General features: G+C 33.5%; 25 protein-coding genes and 1 riboswitch. Of the genes, 1 reads left to right on the forward strand and 24 read right to left on the reverse strand.

Going from position 1 to position 24,130, the window contains the following annotated elements:
- Positions 1-69: 69 nt before the first annotated feature.
- The 14 genes from C7954_RS00005 to C7954_RS00070 all read right to left on the reverse strand — a co-directional run bounded on the left by C7954_RS00005 (position 70) and on the right by C7954_RS00070 (position 13,682).
- Positions 70-480, reverse strand: coding sequence for a type IV pilus biogenesis protein PilM (locus C7954_RS00005; RefSeq protein WP_134058348.1), 411 nt, complete (start codon positions 478-480; stop codon positions 70-72).
- Positions 481-505: 25 nt separating this feature from the next.
- Positions 506-2,230 (reverse strand): pilus assembly PilX N-terminal domain-containing protein, encoded by a 1,725-nt coding sequence (locus tag C7954_RS00010; RefSeq protein ID WP_114474590.1) that lies wholly within the window; start codon positions 2,228-2,230, stop codon positions 506-508.
- 5 nt (positions 2,231-2,235) lie between these two features.
- Positions 2,236-3,009 (reverse strand): type IV pilus modification PilV family protein, encoded by a 774-nt coding sequence (locus C7954_RS00015; protein WP_134058351.1) that lies wholly within the window; start codon positions 3,007-3,009, stop codon positions 2,236-2,238.
- A gap of 1 nt (position 3,010) precedes the next feature.
- Positions 3,011-3,514: a type II secretion system protein gene (locus C7954_RS00020; RefSeq protein WP_089716656.1), complete on the reverse strand. Its 504-nt coding sequence runs from the start codon at positions 3,512-3,514 to the stop codon at positions 3,011-3,013.
- Between the two features lie 17 nt (positions 3,515-3,531).
- A complete protein-coding gene (locus C7954_RS00025) occupies positions 3,532-4,275 on the reverse strand; it encodes a prepilin peptidase (RefSeq protein ID WP_114474592.1) in 744 nt (247 codons plus the stop codon).
- A gap of 34 nt (positions 4,276-4,309) precedes the next feature.
- Positions 4,310-4,747, reverse strand: coding sequence for a prepilin-type N-terminal cleavage/methylation domain-containing protein (locus C7954_RS00030; RefSeq protein WP_089716654.1), 438 nt, complete (start codon positions 4,745-4,747; stop codon positions 4,310-4,312).
- 19 nt (positions 4,748-4,766) lie between these two features.
- Positions 4,767-6,518 carry an O-antigen ligase family protein gene (locus C7954_RS00035; protein WP_134058354.1) on the reverse strand — a complete coding sequence of 584 codons (1,752 nt, stop codon included), beginning with the start codon at positions 6,516-6,518 and terminating at the stop codon, positions 4,767-4,769.
- 54 nt (positions 6,519-6,572) lie between these two features.
- Positions 6,573-6,968, reverse strand: coding sequence for a prepilin-type N-terminal cleavage/methylation domain-containing protein (locus tag C7954_RS00040; protein ID WP_134058357.1), 396 nt, complete (start codon positions 6,966-6,968; stop codon positions 6,573-6,575).
- An 84-nt stretch (positions 6,969-7,052) separates the two neighbouring features.
- Positions 7,053-8,297, reverse strand: coding sequence for a type II secretion system F family protein (locus C7954_RS00045; RefSeq protein ID WP_134058360.1), 1,245 nt, complete (start codon positions 8,295-8,297; stop codon positions 7,053-7,055).
- Positions 8,298-8,327: 30 nt separating this feature from the next.
- The gene (locus C7954_RS00050; RefSeq protein ID WP_089719195.1) at positions 8,328-9,389 is read right to left on the reverse strand and encodes a type IV pilus twitching motility protein PilT; all 1,062 of its coding nucleotides are present in this window, start codon (positions 9,387-9,389) and stop codon (positions 8,328-8,330) included.
- A 23-nt stretch (positions 9,390-9,412) separates the two neighbouring features.
- The gene (locus C7954_RS00055) at positions 9,413-11,113 is read right to left on the reverse strand and encodes a GspE/PulE family protein (RefSeq protein WP_110301362.1); all 1,701 of its coding nucleotides are present in this window, start codon (positions 11,111-11,113) and stop codon (positions 9,413-9,415) included.
- Between the two features lie 192 nt (positions 11,114-11,305).
- Positions 11,306-11,391: riboswitch (cyclic di-GMP riboswitch) on the reverse strand.
- A 76-nt stretch (positions 11,392-11,467) separates the two neighbouring features.
- Positions 11,468-12,358 carry a shikimate dehydrogenase gene (locus C7954_RS00060; RefSeq protein WP_134058362.1) on the reverse strand — a complete coding sequence of 297 codons (891 nt, stop codon included), beginning with the start codon at positions 12,356-12,358 and terminating at the stop codon, positions 11,468-11,470.
- A 122-nt stretch (positions 12,359-12,480) separates the two neighbouring features.
- Positions 12,481-13,173: a Crp/Fnr family transcriptional regulator gene (locus C7954_RS00065; RefSeq protein ID WP_089716647.1), complete on the reverse strand. Its 693-nt coding sequence runs from the start codon at positions 13,171-13,173 to the stop codon at positions 12,481-12,483.
- 80 nt (positions 13,174-13,253) lie between these two features.
- Positions 13,254-13,682, reverse strand: a complete 429-nt coding sequence (locus C7954_RS00070; RefSeq protein ID WP_089716646.1) for a Fur family transcriptional regulator — start codon at positions 13,680-13,682, stop codon at positions 13,254-13,256.
- A 201-nt stretch (positions 13,683-13,883) separates the two neighbouring features.
- Here C7954_RS00070 and C7954_RS00075 point away from each other — a divergent pair, with 201 nt between their 5' ends.
- Complete coding sequence (locus C7954_RS00075) at positions 13,884-14,138, forward strand: AbrB/MazE/SpoVT family DNA-binding domain-containing protein (protein WP_073155909.1); 255 nt, start codon at positions 13,884-13,886, stop codon at positions 14,136-14,138.
- Between the two features lie 128 nt (positions 14,139-14,266).
- Here the strand turns inward: C7954_RS00075 and C7954_RS00080 are convergent, their stop codons facing one another.
- The 10 genes from C7954_RS00080 to tyrS all read right to left on the reverse strand — a co-directional run bounded on the left by C7954_RS00080 (position 14,267) and on the right by tyrS (position 24,008).
- Positions 14,267-14,956 (reverse strand): cell wall hydrolase, encoded by a 690-nt coding sequence (locus tag C7954_RS00080; protein ID WP_089716645.1) that lies wholly within the window; start codon positions 14,954-14,956, stop codon positions 14,267-14,269.
- 255 nt (positions 14,957-15,211) lie between these two features.
- Positions 15,212-15,433, reverse strand: coding sequence for a DUF4911 domain-containing protein (locus C7954_RS00085; RefSeq protein WP_089716644.1), 222 nt, complete (start codon positions 15,431-15,433; stop codon positions 15,212-15,214).
- 1 nt (position 15,434) lies between these two features.
- Positions 15,435-16,664, reverse strand: a complete 1,230-nt coding sequence (locus C7954_RS00090) for a peptidase U32 family protein (RefSeq protein ID WP_089716643.1) — start codon at positions 16,662-16,664, stop codon at positions 15,435-15,437.
- Positions 16,657-17,301 (reverse strand): O-methyltransferase, encoded by a 645-nt coding sequence (locus tag C7954_RS00095; RefSeq protein ID WP_073155918.1) that lies wholly within the window; start codon positions 17,299-17,301, stop codon positions 16,657-16,659. The genes C7954_RS00090 and C7954_RS00095 overlap by 8 nt, the downstream gene beginning before the upstream one ends.
- Positions 17,302-17,352: 51 nt before the next feature.
- Complete coding sequence (gene mltG, locus C7954_RS00100) at positions 17,353-18,375, reverse strand: endolytic transglycosylase MltG (protein ID WP_243833625.1); 1,023 nt, start codon at positions 18,373-18,375, stop codon at positions 17,353-17,355.
- A 72-nt stretch (positions 18,376-18,447) separates the two neighbouring features.
- Positions 18,448-18,714, reverse strand: a complete 267-nt coding sequence (locus C7954_RS00105) for a DUF1292 domain-containing protein (protein ID WP_073155923.1) — start codon at positions 18,712-18,714, stop codon at positions 18,448-18,450.
- Between the two features lie 104 nt (positions 18,715-18,818).
- The gene (ruvX, locus tag C7954_RS00110) at positions 18,819-19,226 is read right to left on the reverse strand and encodes a Holliday junction resolvase RuvX (RefSeq protein WP_073155926.1); all 408 of its coding nucleotides are present in this window, start codon (positions 19,224-19,226) and stop codon (positions 18,819-18,821) included.
- Positions 19,227-19,385: 159 nt separating this feature from the next.
- Positions 19,386-19,646, reverse strand: coding sequence for an IreB family regulatory phosphoprotein (locus C7954_RS00115; protein WP_089655012.1), 261 nt, complete (start codon positions 19,644-19,646; stop codon positions 19,386-19,388).
- 120 nt (positions 19,647-19,766) lie between these two features.
- Positions 19,767-22,403, reverse strand: coding sequence for an alanine--tRNA ligase (gene alaS / locus C7954_RS00120; RefSeq protein WP_134058364.1), 2,637 nt, complete (start codon positions 22,401-22,403; stop codon positions 19,767-19,769).
- Between the two features lie 384 nt (positions 22,404-22,787).
- The gene (tyrS, locus tag C7954_RS00125) at positions 22,788-24,008 is read right to left on the reverse strand and encodes a tyrosine--tRNA ligase (protein WP_073156326.1); all 1,221 of its coding nucleotides are present in this window, start codon (positions 24,006-24,008) and stop codon (positions 22,788-22,790) included.
- Positions 24,009-24,130: the final 122 nt, after the last annotated feature.

The raw sequence follows: 24,130 nt of genomic DNA on the forward strand, positions 1-24,130 counted from the left end.
GTTTATTCCTTTCATATTTGTTGTAGGTAACAAATATTATATCAAAAGAAGGAATAAGTCGCCAATTTTTTATCTAATTTTTTTGTAAAGTGGTGTAATATAATCTAAAGCAATTTTTTCCACCTCAATATCCATAAAATCCTGAACCTCCCAGACCAAGGCCTCTTTTAACTCATCTTCAGGCATTTTAGGCATTTTAAGATTTCTAACAAACTCCTGTCCAGAAGCTGGTGTAACCAATAAAACACCTGGTTTCATATCTTTTTCATTAAAAATATCTGCAATAATTTTTGTTAAAAGATGAGTATCGATAATCTTACCATCTTTAATTGTTCCAGGAGGTAATTCTCTCCTACCAGATGCAAGCAGCTTTAGCTTGCCATTTTTTGCTCTGCTGCTTAAATATTTAATACTATTGTGTCCAAAATCAAGACTAACATACTTTATTCCTTTGATTAAAGATAATGGACTTACTGCCATATAATTCATCTCCCTTCTATTTTATTTATCTAATTACGCTCCAGTCTAATCTGATAGGACCAGTTTTATCACTATTATAGCTATAGTTACCACCATGAACTCTTGTTAAATCTGCTATACCAGGATCTATACTTCCCCTTAGAGGATTATCTTCAGAGTAAGTTTTAACACTTGAAATATCCTGATCTGTATAATTTATTTCATTAAATATCATTGAAGAAGCATAACCACCACTAAAATCATTACTTGTATAAGTTGCAAAAGGAGCAAAATATGCTAAATTAATATCAGATTCCCAAGGCATAGTAATATGACCATTTTCAAACGAAACTGTCTCAGCAGTTGTATAAAAAATTATATTTGCATTTCCATCAAGAGAAAGATTTGCATAAGGACTTATTTCTCCATCAACTAAAATATGAAGTACATCATCTGCTTTTGAAAAATCCATACTTGCTGCTACATTAGGTGTCAAATCTCCATCAATGTAAATATAATTTCCATCATTGTAAAATTGGTTATTGTCATCTATAAAAGCCTGACCTGCATTCATTTCTACCCAATAATCTCTCCAACCATTATAATCCTCTGAATCAGGTTCTAAATCAGGTTGTGGTTCAGGCTGAGGAATTTTATATATCGGTATTCCAAAAACAGTACGATAATTATCTTTAGCAACCTTATACACTTTACCATTATAATTAATTTTTGTACCAACAGAATAAGATTGATTACTCCAATTACTATAACTTCCCTGATCATCTTCATAAGTGTAGCCGCCTTCTTCATCTAATCTTCTCTTAAATTCTTCTACAATTTTTTCTTGATAATCATAATCTTTCGGATCAGGAAGTGATGTTTGATTATAATCAACCTTTCCCTTAGCAAGTCCTACTTTTGATATATCTGGATCATTTATTTCCCAATAATCATTATTAGGATTATCAGGATCCGGTTGTGTTTCATTATCATTAACTTTACTTGTATAAATTTCGTTATCATAAATCACTTTTTCTCGTGATCTATAAATCTTATCATTATTCCATTCTTTAAAAGAATTATCAATCATCCAGTTATCCTGCCAGTTATCTTCTCCAGGTTCTACTGCTTCACCTGCAGAATAATCACCTTTGCTGACATAAACCTTATTATCATGGACTACTAATTCTCCCTCAAAATAAGAGGAACTGTTAGACCATTTACTATATAAAACTTCAGCAGTTCCAAAACTGTGATCATCTACATTATAAAATCGATTATACCCATTGAGATTAATTTTATTTGCAAATCTAGAATATTTAAAATAATCAATTAAATGCTCAATTAAATATTCAACTCTAATAGTCTCACTTTCATTACCATTATCAGCTGTAATTTCATAGATATAAATATTATTTTCTTCATAATTAGAATGTGGATTAAATTCAATAGTAATACCATAACCCGCAATATTTAAATCATCTTCAAATTGGCTTTGCAATTTCTGCAGCTCTTTATAAATTTTTTCAGCTGAAAAAAAACCTTTACCAGCAATATTATCTTGATAAAATTTATTTAACTTTAAATCAAGATAATTTGCTCCACCTTCAGCTGCATAAAATGCCTGACTGCGTGCAGCTGCATCCTGTACTAAACCTATATTTGAAGAATACATAAGCATCATAGCAGTAGCTAAACTTCCAACCAAAGCTAATAATAAAATAACCATTACTAAAGCTATACCGTCATTATTTTTAATATTTTTTTTCATAATGATCACCTCCAGAAACTAAAGTTACGAGGATATACAGTTTTTAATTCTTCAATAACATTACCATTTCCTAAATCTACTCTTATCTCAAATTCAAATGCATTGTTATTAAAATCAATTTCTATACCATCAACAATAATTTTTCTAACATTATCTCGATTTATTTTTGTGTTATCTTCCAATCTTATCTCATTACCTTCAATAAGCCTTATTTCGGTACCACCTGTAAAAGTTTTTTCTTTATTATTACCACTACTATCTACATATTTTATTTTAATATCATCAGTGAATTTTATCTTGTCATCTTCAAAAACTATTGTGGTTCCATTTTTAAATTTGATTATACCAGTTCCATCTTTGTATCTTTTATAAAGAATAATTTTCTCACCTGCATAATTTTTTAACTTAAATTCTACTAAATTGGTTAGAGCCCTTTCTTTATTTAAAGGTAGATTTTCAGCTACTTTCTTTTTTAATTCTAATTTATTAGTATTTTTTAGAATTACAAAATCTGCATTTTCAGCATCTTTATCAATTTCATCATACCAAAATTTCCAAGTATCAGGAGTAGTAAAATCAAAATATTTATATTCTCTAATATTCTGAGTAATATCTTCAATCATAATTTGGGTTAAACGATTATTACTAACCCGCTCTGTGCTATCTCTAAAAATATCAAATGACTGAACTAAAATAGCAGCCATCAAAGTCAGAACTATTAATAAGATTGTAAAGGTAATTAACACTTCAACTAAAGTAAACCCTCTATTATTTTTCATTTTAATCAGCACCCATCATTGTTTCGATTTCGTATGTCCCTTCCCCCTGCTCTTCCTCCCAAAAAATAGTTAATTTAATGTTATATAAATCTAAATCATCAGAAACTTCTGATTCAGAAATTTCTATTTCTGATTTTTCTAAATAATTAAATCTATTATTAGCTATATGATCATCAAAAATATCTGAAAGTTGTTGCTGTATTATAGAAGGCGAAACAGTATCTAAATCATCTTCTATAAAACTCCTTATATCACTTGAATAACTTCCACTGATTAGATCAACTCCATCTGAATTTATAATATTTTTCAGATTTTTAGAGTTAGCTAAATAATCAAGTATACTTGCAGACATTGAAGAAGCCAGATCTATATTTCTGGTAGTTCTTTCACTTCTAAATCCAACAAGAACAGCCCCAGCAAATGTTGTAATTAAGAGAATTATTATTGTAAAAGCTAATATAACTTCTACTAATGTAAATCCTTGATTATTTTTTAAAATCTTCATTTAGGCTTCTCCTCTCATTAAAAAATAAGTGATAAATACATAGCAAATAGTTCTTCTGAATAAAACCAAAGTATTAAAGAAGCCACAGCCAAAAATGGTCCAAAAGGTAATTTAGTTTTCATACCAGTTTTTCCAGAAATAACACCAGGTAGATGGGCCATCAAAGCAATTAAAGCACCTAAAAAGACTGCAGTTACAGCAATTACTGGCCCTGTAAAACTACCAACCATTGCCATCATTTTGATATCTCCTCCACCCATACCACCTTTACTTAAAAAAGCTATTAAAAATAGTAAACCTCCAGCTGCTAAAATACCCAATAAAGAATAAATAAAAGTTATATCAGTTCTAAAAAAGCTAAAACTTAATCCTGCTACAAGGCCACCAAGAGTTAATTGATCTGGAAGTATTTGATGATCAAAATCAATCATTGTCAGTACTATCATCAGCGACGAAAATACTAAACCTGCAGCTAATATGATTAAATCAGATATATAAATATAATTTATAATAAATATAATTCCGGTTAACAATTCGATAATAGGATATCTGATTGAAATATCTGCTTTACAGTTTTTGCATTTCCCTCTTAAAAAGATATAACTTAAAACTGGAATTAGTTCCAGCGGGCTTAACTTATGTTCGCAGTCTGGACAGTGCGATGGTGGATAAATAATTGATTTCCCTGTCGGCAGTCTATAAATAACTACATTTAAAAAACTACCAATTACCAATCCTGTTATAAATAATAAAAATATCATATAAACCTTCCATTCATTTTATATATTTAAATAATTATTCTAAATTTAAATGACTGTTTAAACCTTCTTCTAAATCACCGTTAGATTTAATACCTACATATTCAGTTTCACTTTCACCTGGGAGTTTAACTGAAAAAACAAAACTATCACCATCACTGTTATAATGATATGGTTCATAACTTTCTATTCCTATTTCCTGAACTATACTATCTAATGCATTAAATTCATCTCTAAAATTAGTAATAAAAGTTGAAGTATTGGCAGCAGTAGGATATGTTCCTTCTTTAAATCTATATACTTCTATCTCTGTTAATAAGGTCCTGGTATTAAAAATTACAGCTTCTCGTCGAGCTTCTTCTCTAATCCCCATTAAATTAGGCATGGCTATTGAAGCTAAAACTCCTATTATAACTATTACGATTAATAATTCAATTAAAGTAAAACCACTATTACTAGTTATAACTTTAAACATAAATCAACCTCCAAATAATCTAATTTCCCTTTGCTAAAATCGTTAAAGAAATACCTAAACCTAATATAATCCAGAAAACAGGAGCTACAGATATAACACTGTCATTAAAAAATCCTGCAACTAAATAAGCACTAACTGCTCCCAGCAGTGCAATCCCCAATCTATTCTGCCAGCTGCTTAAATCACTATTATTATACAAAACAAATGACGAAAATATATAATTCCCCCATAAATACAATAAAACTAGTAGTGAAATAATACCTGTATTAATAGCTATCTGTAAATATAAATTGTGGGGTTTATCCACTATAATTTTAGGATTACTAAAAAATTTAAGTTTTCCGATTACATCATCTTGGGGAAAATACATTGCATAAGTATCAGGACCGTGGCCAATGAAAATTGTATCTTTTAGTAATGGTAAAGTTCTTGACCAGATATAGGCTCTGGATGAACCTAATCTTTCATAACCCTTAAAGCCAATGCTTTCAACTTTCTTTAAAGGATATAAATTATTATGCATTCCTGCCATTAAAATCTGCCCATCCTGATAATAAAACTGGGCACTCTTAGCACCATAATTCCAGATTAGATAATTTTCCTTTTCATTTATCTGAAAGCTGTGATGAAGATATTGTTTACCCTTAAAAATAATTTCTTTAACTTCATCTTTTGAGTTGTAAACATTGAGCGGCTGTTTATTCAAAACTTTAATCTGATCTGAAGCCATTATTATCTCAAATTCTGCTTCAGCTGTTTTTAATTTCAATTTACCAGCTTCAGAACTCACTTCTGTTATTGGCGGCAAAATCTCCCCTTCTAGATATTTTTCCTGCTCAGTTTTGGGAAATAGAACATCACTAAAAATTTCATCCAGATTTCTAGCATTCATGGTAATAAAAACTAAAGTAAAAACAGTAAAAATAACAAAAATTCTTATCCAGTGTTTTTTTAAAAACTGCCGCTGCATATATAATATAATTACTGTTCCAGCGATAAAACCCATAAACCCAGCCCGGGAGCGAGACCCAATTAAAAATGCAAATAACAGTGTACTCAAAATACCTGATATAAATAATTTCTTTTTCTTTTGAGAACTGCTGTATAAACCAAGTGCTAATATTCCCACCATGGAAGCATAACTGCCCACATAATTGGGATTATACATGGTTGAATAAATAATTCTTCTCCCAATAAAGCTCAGACGGTCTACAAAAAAATCCAGTCCATCAGGTGTAATTAATTTTCTACCAAATTCTGTTGTCAGTAAATCATAGTTATAAAACTGAAGTATACCGTGAATAGCTAAAATAAAAGCTGATATAAATAAAGCTTTTAAAATCAGTTTAAATGATTTTTTATTGTCAACTATATTAACAGCCACTACCACCAGCAGTAAATATCCCAGTAAAACAAATATATTTTCATAGCGATCCGGAAAACCCTTAATCACTATTTCTTTATATTCTGCCTTAAATGAAGACAAAACTACGAAAATACTGTAAACAGCTGCTGGAAGATAATAATTTGTCTTTTTGATTCCGTTTAAATCAACATATTTAAGAAAAGTGATTAAAAGAAAAAATGAGGCAGTTAAGAAAAATATCATTTTATAATATGAATAAAAATCAAGATTAATGAAACTGCCCCAAAATTGTGTTACTTTACCATCTAACATTACTAAATGACATCTTACTATATAAATAATTAAAGATGTAATAAATATAAAAAGAGCAAGATTAATAACTTTAATTGTATTTTTTAAACTCAATATTAATAGCCCTTTCCAATTAAGATTATAAAACTTAAAGAATCATTAATTTTATTATTCACCAGTAGTAATAGTTCCACCTGTTGTGATTTGACCTCCTGAACTTAGTGTATATGAAAAGTCACCATTATTTTCTTCTACTACAATGTTGTATCCATCATATGTGTTCTCACCATTATTATTAACTGAAATACTATCCATATTATTTAACTCATTCCAACCATTATAATTTTCTAAACTGAAATTATCACCATTTGCCCTATGAGATTCAATTTCAACAGCTAAAGTTCTTAAATTTGCTCTAACAGCCTCTTCATTAGCACTATCTCCCAATCCAGCTATATTAGGTACAGCTATTGCCGCCAGCACACCGATAATAACAATAACAATTAACAACTCAATTAAAGTAAAACCTTCATTTCTTTTTAAAATATCTCTTATTTTCTTCATTTTTTATTCCTCCTCATTTTGTTAAAAAATTAACTGAAATTTCAACTACAAGCTCTTTTTTTGTCCTTCACCTCCTTTTTTAGCTTAGAAATTACTGTAAATACTGAACAGCGGCAAAATAACCGAAGCTACAATTCCACCAACAATTACAGCTAAAACAATTATCATTACCGGCTCAATTAAAGAAATACTGCCTTCAATTGCATTTGCAACTTCCATGTCATAATAAGCGGATATTTTATTCAACATATCCTCTATATTACCACTTTCTTCACCAACTTTTAACATCTGGACTACCATTGGTGGAAATTCTCCGCTCTGACGAATTGGTTCCGAAAGTGTTGATCCCTCTCTAACTCTCATTCTGGTTTCTAATAAAACATCTGCAAAAACTTCATTATCTACAACTTCTTCAATAACAGGCAGTGCATTGATTATATTAACTCCACTTTTAATTAAAAGTGCCATAGTACTGGCAAATCTTGCTATTACAACTTTTCTAATCAAATCTCCTATAACAGGAATTTTCAATAATAACTTATCCTTATTTAATTTACCTTTAGGAGTTTTAATATAAGTGCTCAGTAAAAATAACCCTGCTAATAAGACAATTAAGATTGCCCACCAGTAAGAAGAAATAATATTACTGACAAAAATTAATATTTTTGTTGGCAGAGGAATCTCCCCTCCAAAATTAACCAGCATCTTTAAAATATTTGGCAGAACAAAACCAATCAATATAAATACAGCTATAACAGCAACAATCACTATCACAATTGGATAATAAAGAGCAGATTTAACCTGCTTATTAGTTTTATCACGCTCACGATAATACTCTACTAATTCAGATAATACTTCATCTAAAACACCACCGGTTTCCCCGGCTTTTATTAAATGAATAAATAATTTAGGAAAATATTTAGGATGTTCTTTTAAAGCAGAAGATAATGTCTCTCCGGCTTCAACTCTGGATAAGAGTTTTTCTAACATATTTTTTTCATGTTTAGAATTTGACTGCTTTTTAATTATGGTAATGGATCTGACAATGGGTATCCCGGCTGTGATTAAAACAGAAAGCCTCTGAGCAAAATTTGCAAGCTCCGAAATCTTATATCCACCACCAAAAATATTGAATTCAGATAAATTTATATCCCTTGTCAGCCTTGATTCTTTTCTTTCTCTATCACTTTCAACTGCTTTAATAGATACAGCATATAAATTTCTTTCTCTTAGCTGATTAGCGGCATCTTCTCTACTTGCTGCTTCTAAATTTCCATTTAAAACCTGTCCTGACTGTCCACGAGCCTTATAACTATAAAGTTGAGCCATTTTGCACCTCCTTTAACTTAGAAGATAAAACTACCGCAGGTTTTCATTAACATATTTAATATCATTACAGTGATGTAAAACTGATTCCCTTGATATTTTTCCCCGCTTATATAATTTTAGAAGAGAATTATCCATTGTAGTCATATTATAGCGACCTCCAGTTTGGATTGCCGAATAAATCTGATTAGTTTTCCCTTCACGAATAATATTTCTGATAGCCGATGTCGCCATCATTATTTCAAAAGCTGCAGCTCTTCCACTCTGATCTCTAGTTGGAATTAACTGCTGAGCTATTACAGCACTGATGACTGAAGCAAGCTGTATTTTTATTTGATCCTGCTGAGCCGCTGGAAAAACATCTATTATTCGATCTATGGTTGCTGGAGCACTGTTGGTGTGCAGAGTAGCCAGTACTAAATGTCCCGTTTCTGCTGCTTCTAAAGCAATCTGAATTGTCTCTAAATCTCTCATTTCTCCTACTAAAATTACATCAGGATCCTGTCTAAGACAGGCTCTTAATCCTCTCTTAAAATTATTAGTATCACTGCCAATTTCTCGCTGATGAACAAGGCTTTTATTATGTTTATGAAGATATTCTATTGGATCTTCTAATGTCATAATATGCAGCTGTCGATTATGATTTATTTCATTAATTATTGCTGCCTGGGTTGTAGATTTACCACTTCCAGTTGGACCAGTGCTTAAAACAAGCCCCATTCGCTGATAGGCAAGCCTTTTAAATACATCCGGAAGATTCATGCTGTCAATTGTAGGTACCTCATTGGGAATTATTCTTAAAGCAATTCCTACACTACCTCTTTGATGATAAGCATTAACTCTAAATCTAGATGTACCAGGAATTCTATATGAAAAATCAATTTCTCCTTTTTCCTTAAATTCTTTGTACTGTTTATCACTCATCATTTCTTTAGCTAAATTTTCAGTATCTTCAACACTTAATTCTTTATTATACTTATCATAGGGTCTAAGCTTCCCATTTTTCCTAATATAAGGGGGAGAAAATACTGTTAAATGAAGATCAGAAATCTGATCTTCCTGAGATACTATTTTTAATAGCTCTTCAAATTCCAAAAACATCACTCTCCAATCTATTGTTAATATATAATTCTTTCAACCTCAGAAACATCTGTTTCTCCTGCTTTAATTTTGGTAATTCCATCTTCTTTTAAAGTTATCATTCCATTGTTTTTTGCATATTCACTTATTTTTTCTTTAGAAATATTATCACTTATCATTTCTTTTACCCTATTATCTACCTCAAAAATTTCCTGAATTGCTAAACGTCCATTATAGCCAGTATTATTACACTTTTCACAACCGACTGCAAAATATGCTTCTTCAATTTCAGGATCTCCCAGGTATTTTAAATCAAGCTTATCCAATTTTCTTTTTTCTTTACAATGAGGACAGAGCCTTCTAACAAGCCTCTGAGCTACTACACCATTTAAAGAAGCAGCTACAAGATATGGTGCTAACCCAATATCAACCAATCTAGTAATTGAACTAACGGCATCGTTTGTATGGAGAGTACTAAAAACGAGATGCCCAGTTAAAGCAGATCGGACAGCTATTTCTGCAGTTTCTTCATCTCGCATTTCTCCAATCATTATTATATCTGGATCCTGTCTTAAAATTGACCTAAGTGTTTTAGCAAAAGTTAATCCTGCCTTTACCTTAGCCTGAACCTGATTAATACCAGAAATTTGATATTCAACTGGATCTTCAATTGTAACGATATTTATTTTAGGGCTATTAAGTTCATTTAAAGCTGCAAAAAGAGTTGTTGACTTTCCACTCCCAGTTGGTCCAGTTAGTAATAGAACACCATTCGGTTTTTTGATTAAATTTCCAAATTTAACTCTATTATAATCTGATAAGCCTAAATTATCTAAATCTAGAAGGTTCGTATTTCTTGCTAAAAGACGAATAACTACCTTTTCCCCTTTAATTGTTGGTAAAGTAGAAACACGCATATCCAGATTTTCTCCTTTAAAAATCATCTTTATTCGGCCATCCTGGGGTACTCGATGTTCGGTAATATCTAGATTAGCAATAATCTTAATTCTGGAAACTAAAGCTCTATGAGAAGATTTTGGTGCTGTCATTTCCTTTTTTAAAACACCATCAATTCTGAATCGAACTCTAATATTATTTTCTTCAGGCTCAATATGAATATCACTTGCACCTTTTTGATAAGCTTTAGAAATAACATAATTTGCCAATTTTATTATTGGTGCTTCATCAACCATTTCTCTGAGCTCTGCCTCTTCATATATCTCTTCATTTTGGTTGTCAGATACATCTTCTACATCATCTAAATTAAAATCTTCGAAAATATTGGAAATGTCTATATCTTCACTACCATACAGCCTATTTATAGCTGAACGAATTTGATTAGGAGCACCATAAAGTGGTTCAATAGTTAAATTGCTTAACATTTCTAAATCATCTATAGCTACCAGATCTGTTGGATCTGCCATTACAACCTTTAATTTGCTTTCTCCTTTTTTTTCAATAGGAACCGCTAAATATCTTCGTGCCATATTTTCAGGAATTAATTCTGATAGAGAAGGATCAAAAAAATATTTATCCAAATCTGCGTGTGGAATTCCTCTTTGAAATTCCAAAACTTCTATTAAATCTTCTTCCCGAATATACCCTAATTCAACTAAAACTTCTCCAATTTTTTTGTCAGTGTTCTTCATCTTTTCTAAAGCTAGATCTAACTGTTCTCTATTTATATATTCATGGTCTAATAAAAGTTCTCCTATTTTTTTGCGGTTTCCGAAAGCCAAATTATCACCCCACAATAAAATTTTTTATCGATTTTTGAAATAATTTGTAAATTATTTTGCTATTATAACAAAATTCGACAGAATATTAATTTTTCCTGCACTTTTCTAATTTAATTTTAATCTTTTTGATAATTTAAGTTTATAAAGCAAAAAATTGCCATTAGTATATTCACTTTGGCAATTTTTTACACCTGAGGCAAACATAACAATCATAGGAATCATCCCTTAGACTTATGTTTTTGCGTCACAGCCTTTAAACTGCTTTGCTTTTAGTATTTAATTTATAATTCCCTCACTTTAATTTAATTATAAAATATTTTTTTATAAAAATATATTACCCAAAAGAGTAATTTTTTAGGATTCAGCCTCTATTTTAGCTACTGCTGCCTCTGCTATCTGATACCATTTTTTCTTAGGTGGCATCTCCTGTGTCCAGAGTTTAAATGAAGCTTCTGCTTGATAAATCAAAGTCGGCAGTCCATTTCCAATCTGAGCTCCTCTTTTTTCTGCTTCCTTTAAAATCTCAGTCTTTAGAGGATTATAAACTAAATCGATTACCAGCTGATCTTTGTGTAGGTACTCAGGATTGATTACTAAATTATTTTTGATATTATTACTATACATCCCAACTGGAGTTGTATCAACTACCAGATCGGCTGCTTTTAGAGGGTCTGCATATTCCTGCTCTTCCAAACTGCAGAAATCAATATTTTGCTTAGGATTATCTTCTCTGAAAAGTCCTGCTAATTCTTCTGCATTCTCTACAGTCCGGTTAATTATCGTGATATCAGCTAAATCAAGCTGGATTAAAGCTGCAATTACTGCTCTTGCTGCTCCACCGGCTCCAATCACAACTGCCCGCTTATCTTTAGCAGCAAAGCCTGATTCTTCTACCTGTCGCTGAAATCCAATCACATCAGTGTTATAGCCGGTCAAACGGCCTCTTCGATTTAAAACAGTATTGACAGCTCCTGAGGCTCTGGCTAAAGAAGAAAACCCATTTAAATAGGGGATTATACTTTCTTTATAGGGAATGGTCACATTCCAGCCGGAAAAACCCAGGGTTTTTAGTGAATTAATATACTCTTCTAAGTTCTTTTCTTTTGTTTCCAGCATTAAGTAAACAGCGTTGAGTCCTAAGTCTCTAAACCCATTATTATGCAGGGATGGCGAAATCGAATGGCTTAAAGTTTTACCTAATAAACCATATAACTTTGTTTCACTATCTGGTATAAAAATACTCATCTTCTGCCTCCTAAAATCTTAAATTAAAAATGTTTAAAAAATCAAAACACGCCAGAATGATATACTACCAGCGTGTCTGTTATGTATTATTTCAGACCACAGGAATTATCTCCAACTGAAAGTTAAAAAATTGTCTGCAGTCTTTCTCCCAGTGATTCAAAGTCTTTAATAATAATTTTTCTTTTTTTAATTGTAATCATGCCGTCATCTATAAACTTATTAATCAACTTAGTAACTGTAACTCTGGAAGAACCAATTAAATTAGCAATCTCCTGATGTGTTAAAACTAAATCGATAACTGTTCCCTCTTCAATTTCTCGGCCAAAATCTTCGGCCAATCGGGAGAGTAAACTGGCTAATCTTCCTGCAGCATCCTGAAACACTAATTCTCTAACCTGACTTGTTAAGAGGCGTGTCTTTTTGGATAAAGCCTCAATTATTTTAATTGCCAGAGAAGGTCTTTTAATAATCATTTTTTCCATTTCATTCCAGGGAATGATTAACAAACGGGCATCATCCATTGCCTCAGCGGTAAGAGGGTGAGGATCTTCATCAAATAAAGAAAGCTCACCAAAAATATCTCCCTCCTGCAGAATTGTCAGCACTTTTTCTTTACCTTCTGCAGAAAGCATAGAGAGTTTAACCTTACCGTTTATTAATAAGTATAGTTTTTTTACACTGTCATTTTCAAAAAAGATGATCTCATCTTTTTCGTAAAGTTTAGCATAAGAATTTTGACATAATAATTCTAATTCTTCTGGATCCAGGTTTTGAAATACGATTAAATCTTTTAAACACTGTTTTGTCTCTTTCATAACTCAACCTACCTCTCTTTACTTCTATATTATCATATTCTTTATAGATGAATAAATTCCTCTTTTCTGAATAAATTTCTTTACTTGCAATCTCTACAATAACCGTAAAATCTTAATTTATGCTCTGTAACCTTAAAATCATACTTAGCTTCCAGCTCTGATTCTAAATAATCTATATCTTGATCGCTGAACTCTACCAGTTTACCACATTTTTTGCAGATCAGATGGTGATGGTGTGATTCTTCTGAGTATAATTCATAGATGCGAGAATCTTCATTAAAGTCGTGGACATTTATAATCTTCAAATTCTGCATTAGCTCCAGAGTTCTGTAAATAGTGGCCATTCCGATATCCTGATCTTTTTTCTTGACAGCAGCAAAAAGATCCTCAGCTGTAAAGTGCCAGTTTTTATTTCCCAGAATGGTTCCTAAAATAACTTCCCGCTGTTTTGTTAATTTATAATTATTTTCGGCTAATTTACGCTTAAACTTTTCTTTTAGATTCTCCATAATTAACACCTCTTTTAAATGACTATTTACATTCTATCATAAATCTACGCAGATATTAATAAGTTTTTTTAATTTTTCCGCTTAAATATCCATATTTTACTTTAAAAAATAACATTTGGCTATTGACTAAGGGTCTATTTAATTATATAATGTAATAAATAGAAATATTTTGTCGAAATATGTTAAGAAAGGAGAATTAACATGAAATCTACTGGTATCGTCCGTAAAATTGATGATTTGGGTAGAATGGTAATTCCAATTGAGCTCAGAAAAACTATGAATATCAATAAAAAAGATCCTATGGAAATTTTTGTTGATGAAGAAAAAATTATTCTAAAAAAATATGAGCCTGCCTGCATATTCTGCGGTAGTGCAGATGACACTATAGAATATAAAGGTAGAACTATCTGTGGCGAATGTATGGAAAATATGAAAGAACTGCAGGAAGAAAAATAAATTTTTACCTAGATAACAAAAATTGGATATCAATCTCTTAAAAAATAGCACCCTATTAGGGTGCTATACTTTTATTTATCTGTATTTTTTATTTTAAAATTCATCTTTTTTATAGTTTTTTTATAGTCTTATCTCAAAAATACATGTCCACCGATTCGGGTCACAAAGTTTCGCTGAGATATCCAGGCTGTATTTGTAGCTATATCCGGATTATAGAAATAGATCGAACCCATTGTTGGATCATAACCCAATAAAGCCGCTCTTGCCGCCTGCAGTTCTTCTTCTCCTGGATAGTAGTTAGCCTGACCATCCATTAAACTGCTGAACTGTCCCTTCTGTAAGATAACATCTCTAATAGAATTGGGAAAGTGGTTACTCTTAATTCTATTTAAGATTACCGAACCAACTGCTACTTTACCTTTAAAGTCCTCACCTCTGGCTTCTCCGTGGATTATTCTGGCCAGCAAGATTATGTCATCTCTTGATATGTTATAATTTAAATCTGCCTGCAGTTCAGGCAATTTATCAAATGAACTCTGACCAAAAACTCCATCAACCTGAAGCTTATTGTCTCTCTGGAATTTTTTGACAGCTTCGACTGTGCCACCACCGTAAATACCATCTATACTTCCCTGATAATAATTTAACTGCTTTAATTTCTGCTGTAAAACTGCTACATCTATTCCTTCGTCGCCTCTGCTCAACGCTCTGCTGCCAAATTCAGCTAAATCCAGAGCTTCTGCTTCCTCGAGATTGACAAAAGACACCATTATGAGGAGTAACATTACCGAGATTAAAACTTTATTTCTGCTCAGCATGATATATTACCTCCCTGTTGTAAACTGATAGTAAAATGTATAATATAATCTTCCTCCTTTAATTTTCTTCTGACAAAACATCATTTCCTTATAAGCTTATTAATAATTATATGTGATTAGTAACTTAATAATAAACAATTAACTGCTGCTTGTCAAATGTTCTTATTTTACAATTTTACAGCCTTTATTTTTTAATTCTATGATGCCTGTCAAATCAGGCTTCAAGCGGATAAATTATATTGCAGTCAGCATTGACTATTCTTCATAAATTAATTTAACCTTAAATTCCTGCCCTAAATCAGCCATTACCTCTTTTACTTCTTTTTTAGTACCTTTAGTGACATCAATCCAAATTTGGCCGGGTTTATTATGGTCTACATTAACCTTACCTATTCCTTCATAGGCCTTAATTATCATGTCTATATAGTTAATTTCTGTGGGGTCAACCTCATATCTTAATTTTAGAGTATCTTTCATTCTAATTCTCCTTCTGGCGGCGAAGTAAGGAACCGATTGGAACTTCTTCAGTCAGCGGTATTTTGATCAGCTGTTTTGGATGCGGAGCTGCTTCAATTTCTGCTCCCTCTTCATCTAAGAGATAATCAGCTCTGATAGTAAAGGTTTTCTGGCCAGGAACTATAAATTCCAGTTCATCACCTTTAAAAATCTTATTTCTAACCTCAACCACTGCTTCTTGGGCTTCAGGATCATAAGCTTTTACTACTCCCATAAAATCGTAAGTTCTTAAATAGGAAGAGCTTTCATATCTCTGACCTTCTGAACCAGGTTTACCGTAATAAAAACCTTTGGTATAATCCCTGTGGCTGATCTTTCTGAGCTCGGCTAAAAGTTTAGGATCAGCCTGATAGTTTTCCGGATCAGCATAGTACTGATCAATTAGCTGCCTGTAGGTGTTAACAACTGCAGCTGCATAGTGGACACTTTTCATTCTGCCCTCTATTTTGAGGCTGCTTAAACCGATTTCTATTAGCTCAGGTATTTCTTCTGCCAGGTTTAAATCCCGGGAGTTCATAATAAAAGTTCCCTGATCGTTTTCCTCAATTGGATAATATTCTCCTGGCCGCTTTTCTTCTACCAGATGGTACTTCCAGCGGCAGGACTGGGCACAATCACCCTTGTTTGCATCGCGACCGACAAAGTAGTTGCTCAAAAGACAGCGGCCGGAATAAGAAATACACATTGCTCCGTGGACAAAATATTCCAGTTCAACTTTGCCCTCTGTTTTAGCTGCAATCTCCTTAATTTCATCTCTATCCAGCTCACGAGCCAGAATAATTCTTTCCGCACCCTGCTCAGCCCAAAATAGAGCTGAAGCCCAGTTAACATTATTAGCCTGGGTGCTGATGTGAATTTCCATCTCCGGCATTTCTTTTTTGACAAAGGCAAAAACACCGGGATCAGAAATAATTAAAGCATCTAAATTAAGTTCTCTAATTTCTTCTATATACTCTGGAAGTTGAGCCAGTTCCTTATTGTGGGGAATCATATTTAAGGTCATATACACCTTTTTATCACGCTGGTGAGCAAATTCTATTCCCTCTTTTAGTTCCTCAACACTAAAGTTATCTGCTCCGGCTCTTAAGCCAAAGTTTAAACCTCCACAATATACAGCATCTGCCCCAAACAAAATGGAAGTTTTTAATTTTTCTAAACTTCCCGCCGGTGCCAGTAATTCTATTTTATTCATTTATATCTTTCCTCCTGCTAATTGCCATCCCATCACCTGCAGTTACAATTGTTGAATCAAGTTCTGGGTGGTTCATTATTATTTTTAAATATTTTTTTAAATTTTTTACCATTGTTCTAATTTTAGGCCGCTGTTCTTTCTTTTCTAAAACCTTTCCTTTATATAGAACATTATCTGCAATTAAAATTCCACCAGGAGCTAAAAGCTCCATTATATATTCAAAAAGATAAAAATACTGCCCCTTAGCAGCATCAAGAAAAATAAAGTCATAATCATTTTTTAAATACATTAAAACATCAAAGGCATCTCCAAGTTTTAAATCTATTTTTTTCTGATAATTATATTTAGCAAAGTTTTCTCTGGCCTTTAATGCCCGCTGTGAATCTAATTCGACTGCAGTAATCTTAGCAGTCTCTGGGCTTGCCTCGGCTAAAAGCAAGGTAGAAAAACCGTGAGCGGTGCCAATCTCTAAAATTCTTTGGGGCTGCTTTAATTTAAGCTGCAGCTTCAAAAGAGCCGCCGCATCTCGATCGATAATTGGAATATGATTTTTTCTGCATTCGTTTTCTACCTTTTTAAATTTAGGCTCAATATATTTGCTTTCCGAAAATTTGCTGTTGATATCAGTCAGTTTCATAATCTACTTCCTTTATGTTTTAACAATCTTAATTATTTGCCGCAGCTTAATTTAATTTGACAGTTCCCGCTGTTTTCTAAGGTGTTCTTCGTATGTTTTAGTAAAAACATGGCTGCCGTCTTCTTTAGCAAAATAAAAGAAATAATCAGTTTCTGCAGGATTAACCGCAGCTTTTAATGCCGGATCACCTGGGCTGGCAATCGGAGTTGGCGGCAGCTTATTCATCTGATAAGTATTATAAGGAGAATCAACCTTTAAGTCAGAATATAAAACTTTATCTCTCCGCTCAATTAGAGCATACTGCACAGTTGCATCCAGCTGGAGGGCCATTCCCTCAGCTAAGCGATTATAGATTACAGAAGCAATAGTTTTCTTTTCCTCTTCTATTTTGCCTTCCTTTTCAATTAGAGAGGCGATAATTAGAATTTCATAAGCTGAATATTCACTTTCAGCTGCTGCTTCTTTTAAAAAGGGAAGTCTGTTATTTTTAAAATAATTGATTAGAGAAACAGCTATATCTTCTTCCTGATAGCTCATTGGAAAATTATAGGTAGTAGGCACAATAATTCCTTCTGCCGGATAAATTAATTCTGGATCAGCTTCGACTGACTCCAAATTTTTTTCTAGATCCAGTTTTGAAATTTCCAGATTAATTTTTTCCCGCAAAAGCTCTTTTTCGTATTCGGGAATTATTAACCCTTCAAAGCGGTTTAAAATCTCTGCCAAAGTAAAACCCTCTGGTATTGTAACATTAAAATTTTCTTCATCTCCCCGACGCAGCTTATCTATGATTTCCAGAGAGGAATCTGAAGTTGAAAAACGATAATATCCGGCCTGTAAATTATTAAAATTCTGCAGACGCAGCAGCAGATAAAAGGTCGTCGAAGATTTAATAACTCCCTCTTCTTCCAGCAGATTGGCAATTGCTCGGCCGCTCATCCCTGGTTCTATCTCCACCATGATGTCAATCGGCTCAACCTCATTTATAGGCTCAATTAAAGAATAAACCCTCAGCGAAAAGCTGAGTATTATAATAAAGATTAAAAATATAAAAGCTGCTCTTTTCAACTTCAAAATCTTCCTCTCATTTAAATTAACTAAAACTGCTGACCTGCTTTAAAGTGCTGCTGGCTTTAATGCTTAAATTTATTCCATATCTTCTAAATAGGCTGCCTGTACCTTTTCGAATTCTTCTTTTTCTTCAACCGGAACTATAATTTCTTCTTCACCTTCATTTAAAATCTTAATTACTGTTGCATCTGCATCTTCGCCGGCTCTAGCATCAACAATAATTAAATACTTAACTCCATCAATCACTAAATCATCTTCTATAATAAAACGGCTTTCACCTGTGCCATCTGATAAAACTAATTCCTTTTGATCTTCATCGATCCAAAACTTACCATTACTCATCTTAAAATACCCCTTTCATTTTGTTGGTTTGTGATTTAATTCTTCTGTACCAGGTACAAATCAGCTGATTTGTACCTGGTACCTATCGTTTGGTACCTATCGTTTTACTTTGAGTTAAGATAGGACTGCAGAATTAAAGCAGCTGCCATCTTGTCTATCACTTTTTTTCTGCCTTTACGGCTGACATCTGCCTCCAGTAAAATGTTTTTTGCCTGACTGGTTGTCAATCTTTCGTCCTGAATTACAATTGGAAGCTCCAAATTATTTTTTAAAAAATTAATAAAAGCCTGAGTTATTTCTGCTCTCTTGCCCCGGCTGCCGTCCATATTGAAGGGCATTCCGACCACTATTTTTTCTACATCATATTTTTCTAAATAAGCTTTAATCTCTGTTAATAACTCCTGATGTCCATGCATCGCAAGAGTATCCAGCGGCTGAGCCGTCCAACCCAGAGCATCACTAACAGCAACCCCCACTCTTTTATTTCCATAATCTATTCCTAAAATTCTCAAATCAAATGCCTCCAATTTCATACTTCGATAAATTATTATATAATCATTTGCAGCAATAAGCAAATTTATCGACTTTAAATTTTTGCTGTATTTTGAACAATATACTATGACAAAAAAATTAGCAGCTGAAATTTCCAGCTGCCTTTAATCTGTCTGCTGCTAGTCATTTAAATAACTGCGCAGTAATTCTTCTATTAACTCATCTCTATCAATAGTTCTAATCATTGTCCTGGCATCCTTATAACTTGTTATATAAGCTGGATCTCCAGAAAGTAAATATCCGACAATTTGATTAATAGGATTATATCCTTTTTCTTCCAGGGCCTTAGATACCTTATTCAAGACAAATGCGGCTTCACTTAATTCTTCTTTATTGATTTTAAATCGCATTGTTTTATCACTAAAATCTTCTGCGGCCATTTATATCACATCCTGTATTTAAATTTGTCTTATTTTAATATTTCTGCAGTCAGCTTAAAAATCCTTGTTTTTTTAAAAATTTAATTTTAATTTAATTTTAAAAAGATGCCTTAGAAATGATTAACCAGCTATTTCTTTAACAATTTTTTCTACTTCTGCCAGTGCCGCAGCAGTTTTTTCCGGTTTTGAACCTCCTGCCTGGGCCATATCAGGACGTCCTCCACCACCACCGCCGGCAACTTTAGCTGCTTTGGCAATAATATCTCCAGCTTTAAAGCCTTTTTCGATTAAATCCTTAGTTACCGAAGCAACAAAAATCACCTTATTTTCGCCTTTGCTGGCCAGTACAATCACTGCAGAATCAATTTTATCTTTCAGCTGATCATTTAAATTCCTCAAAGCAGAGTTATCTAGATTTTCAAGTTCTGCTGTCAGCACATTAATTCCTTCAATCTGCTGCAGCTGATCGATTAACTCATCTTTTTTAGAACCCGCTAACTTTTGTTTTAAAATTTCAAGTTCTTTTTCCAGCTCTTTTTGGTTTTTCTGCAGCTGTTTGACTCTGTTTAAAAGATTATCAGGGTCTGTTTTTAATTCAGCTGCTGTCTGATCCAGAATTTCTAGTTTTGAATTAAAATAATCCAGAGCATATTCCCCGGTTAAGGCTTCAATTCTTCTGACACCTGCTGCAATACCGCTTTCAGAAACTATTTTAAAAGCTCCAATATCTCCGGTTGCATTGACATGGGTTCCTCCACATAATTCCATGCTGAAATCTCCCATTCTGACAACCCTAACTTCTTCACCATATTTTTCACCAAAGAGTGCGGTTGCTCCCATTGCTTTGGCTTCATCCAGGGTTTTGTATTCAGTTTCTACCGAATAGTTTTCCAGCACAGCCTGATTTACCTTTCTCTCTATCTCATCAATTTCCGCTTCTGTCAGAGCAGAAAAATGAGTGAAGTCAAAACGCAGTCTGTCAGGAGCTACCAGAGAACCTGACTGGTTAACATGGTCACCTAAGACTTCTTTTAAAGCTTTATGCAGTAAATGGGTTGCTGAGTGATGTCTGGCTGTTGCCTGACGTCGATTATTATAGACTACAGCTTCTACCTCATCTCTGAGCTCAACCTGACCTGATTTAACCTCAACCCGATGTACAAAAACTTCTGCTTTTTTTACTGTATCATTAACTTCTGCTTCGAAGTTATCAGTTTTGATTACACCTTTATCACCGATCTGGCCTCCACTTTCTGCATAAAATGGAGTTTTTGCAAGTATAATCTCTCCCTGATCTCCCTCTGTCAGTTTACTTACTTTCTGATTATCCCGAAGCAGCCCTACAACTTCGGTTTTTTCCTTTAATGAATGATAACCGGTAAAGTTATCTTCTTTAATTTGATCTTTAAATTCAGCGTATAATTTTTCTACTTCTCCACTGCTGAAAGAAGTTTCGGCTCTGGCTTCTCTAGCTCGCTTACGCTGAGCTGCCATTTCTTTTTCGAAACCTTCCTGGTCAACCTTAATTCCAGCTTCAGCTGCAATATCTTCTGTTAAATCAAGTGGAAAACCATAGGTATCATATAATTTAAAGGCACTTTTTCCACCTAAAATTTCTTTACCTTCTGCTTTGAGATCATTCAGCATAGTTTCTAAAATATTTAGACCCTGTTCTAAGGTTTTGAGAAAACTTTCTTCCTCAGATTTTAAAACATTTTTAACATGGGCCAGCTGTTTTTTGAGATTAGGTGCGACTCCTTTAACAACTTCAGCAGTTTTTTCTACCAATTTATATAAAAAAGGTTCTTCAAAACCTAATTTGCGGCCGTAGCGGGCTGCTCTTCTGATTAAACGGCGGATTACATAGCCGCGACCTTCGTTTGAAGGTAGTGCTCCATCAGAAATAGCAACAGAGGCTGAGCGGATATGATCAGCAATAACCCTGTAAGCAGTTAGACTTTCCTCATCCTTTTGGTAAGGAATACCTGCCATGTCTACTGCCTGATCAATTATCGGCTTAATTAAATCTGTTTCAAAGTTGGTTTCTGTTTCCTGTAAAATAGAAGCTACTCTTTCCAAACCCATCCCTGTATCAATATTTTTATTAGGGAGTTCCTTGTATTCTCCCTCTTCAGTATAGTTGTACTGAGTAAAAACCAGGTTCCAAATTTCTAAATATCTATCTCCCTCACCACCAAGTACATCTTCTTTACTGTCACCGGCTTCTGCACCGCGGTCATAATGAATTTCAGAGCAGGGACCACAGGGTCCAGTTCCAATCTGCCAGAAATTTTCTTTTTTACCCATTCTAACGATTCTTTCTTTGGGGAGGCCAACTTTATCGTGCCAGATAGCAAATGCTTCGTCATCATCCTCGTAAATTGTAATCCACAATTTATCCGGATCAAGCTCCAGCACTTCAGTTACAAACTCCCAACCCCAGATAATAGCTTTTTCTTTAAAGTAATCACCAAAAGAAAAATTACCCAGCATCTCAAAGTAGGTGTGGTGGCGTGCTGTTTTACCTACATTTTCTATATCATTTGTACGGATACACTTCTGGCTGGTAGCAATACGTTTTTTAGGTGGCTCAAGACTGCCGTCAAAATAAGGCTTAAAGGGAGCCATCCCCGCATTTATCCATAACAGACTTGGGTCATTCTTTGGAACCAGGGGTGCACTATCTAAAATCAGGTGTCCCTTTGATTTAAAAAAATCAAGATAAGCCTGTCTTATTTCATCTCCACTTTTAATCATTTAAACCTTCCTTTCAAATTTATTTATTTCTCTCAGATATTAATCTCCACGACGCTTTTCATGAAAAATTAATTATGAATTGTTCTAACTCCTTCGCTTTTATTAAACTCAAAACTATTTAAAAAGCTCAGTTTGACGCACCGCTGTGCAAATGCAGAACCGTCCATGCGTCTATAAAAGGAGGTTCAGTGAGACATCGAACAATCTATTCCATAATTAATTCTATTCAAAGTTGTTCCGATTTAAAATATCTAAGAGAAAGCAAAAATTTATCCTTCTCCTTGTTCCTTAAGTATATATTCTTCTCCTAATAACTAATGCAGCTGACCTTTTGATAACGGCTGCAGCTAAAATTCAATTAGTTACATTAAAGTTATATTTATTTTAAACTAATTTAATTTTAGCGAAGCGGCGCTTTCCAATTTGAATAATCATTCCATCTTTCACTTCAAGGTCCAGATTTATTTTTTCATATTTTTCGTCATCTATTGTTACAGCCCCCTGTTTAATCAGCCGGCGGACCTGACTGTTGGAATCAACTAAACCGGTAGCAGCTACCAGCTTAACTATCCAGAGTTCACCATCTTCTAAATCAGATTCTGCAATCTCAATCACAGGAATATCTTCCGGTAAATTACCCTTAGAAAAGACACTTTCAAATTCCTGACGAGCCTCAACTGCAGCTTCTTTATCATGATATTCTTCTACAATTTGAGCTGCCAGTTCTTTTTTGAGCTCCATTGGATTAAAGTCATCCCGCTTAAGTGCTGCTTTAATCTCATCAAGACGCTCAATTGAAATATCGGTTAGAAGTTCAAAATAACGGACAATCATATCATCCGGAATTGACATTACCTTACCAAACATGTCGGCTGGCTCATCGTAAACTCCTATATAGTTGTCTAAACTCTTACTCATTTTATTGACACCATCTAAACCTTCTAAGAGAGGCATCATTAATACAACCTGAGGCTCCTGACCGTATTCCTGCTGCAGCTTACGTCCAACTAAAAGGTTAAAACGCTGATCAGTTCCACCAAGCTCAACATCAGCTTCAATTGCAACTGAATCATAACCCTGCATTAAAGGATAGAAAAATTCGTGAATACCAATTGGCTTACCTGCACTATAGCGCTTGGAAAAGTCATCACGCTCTAACATTCTGGCAACTGTATAATGGGCTGAAAGTTCTAAAACATCGGCAAAATCCATTTTACCTAACCACTTACCATTAAAAACAACATTAGTCTTTTCCGGATCTAAAACTTTAGAAAACTGTTCCTGATATGTATGCGCATTTTCTAAAACTTCCTCTTTGGTCAGCTGGTTTCTTGTTTCAGATTTGCCGGTTGGATCTCCAATCATACCGGTGAAATCTCCAATAATTAGATAAACCTCGTGACCTAAATCCTGAAACTGCTTTAACTTGCGCAGAACCACTGTATGACCTAAGTGAATATCCGGGGCAGATGGATCAAGTCCGAGTTTAACTTTTAAAGGTCTCCCTTCTTTTTTAGCTTTTTTTAATTTCTTTTCCAATTCTTCCTCAGAGATAAGATCACTTACCCCTCTTTTTAGTATCTTTAACTGTTCATTAATTTCCATAAAAAACACCTGTTCCATATTCTGAGCAACAGGTACTTCACCTCCTGTATCCTTTGTCTTTACATTATAACAGATAGATTAATTAACAACAAGGGGTACCATAAACAGCTGTTTTATGTTAT

Origin of the sequence: Halanaerobium congolense, assembly GCF_004366375.1 — a bacterium.
Classification (GTDB): domain Bacteria; phylum Bacillota; class Halanaerobiia; order Halanaerobiales; family Halanaerobiaceae; genus Halanaerobium; species Halanaerobium congolense.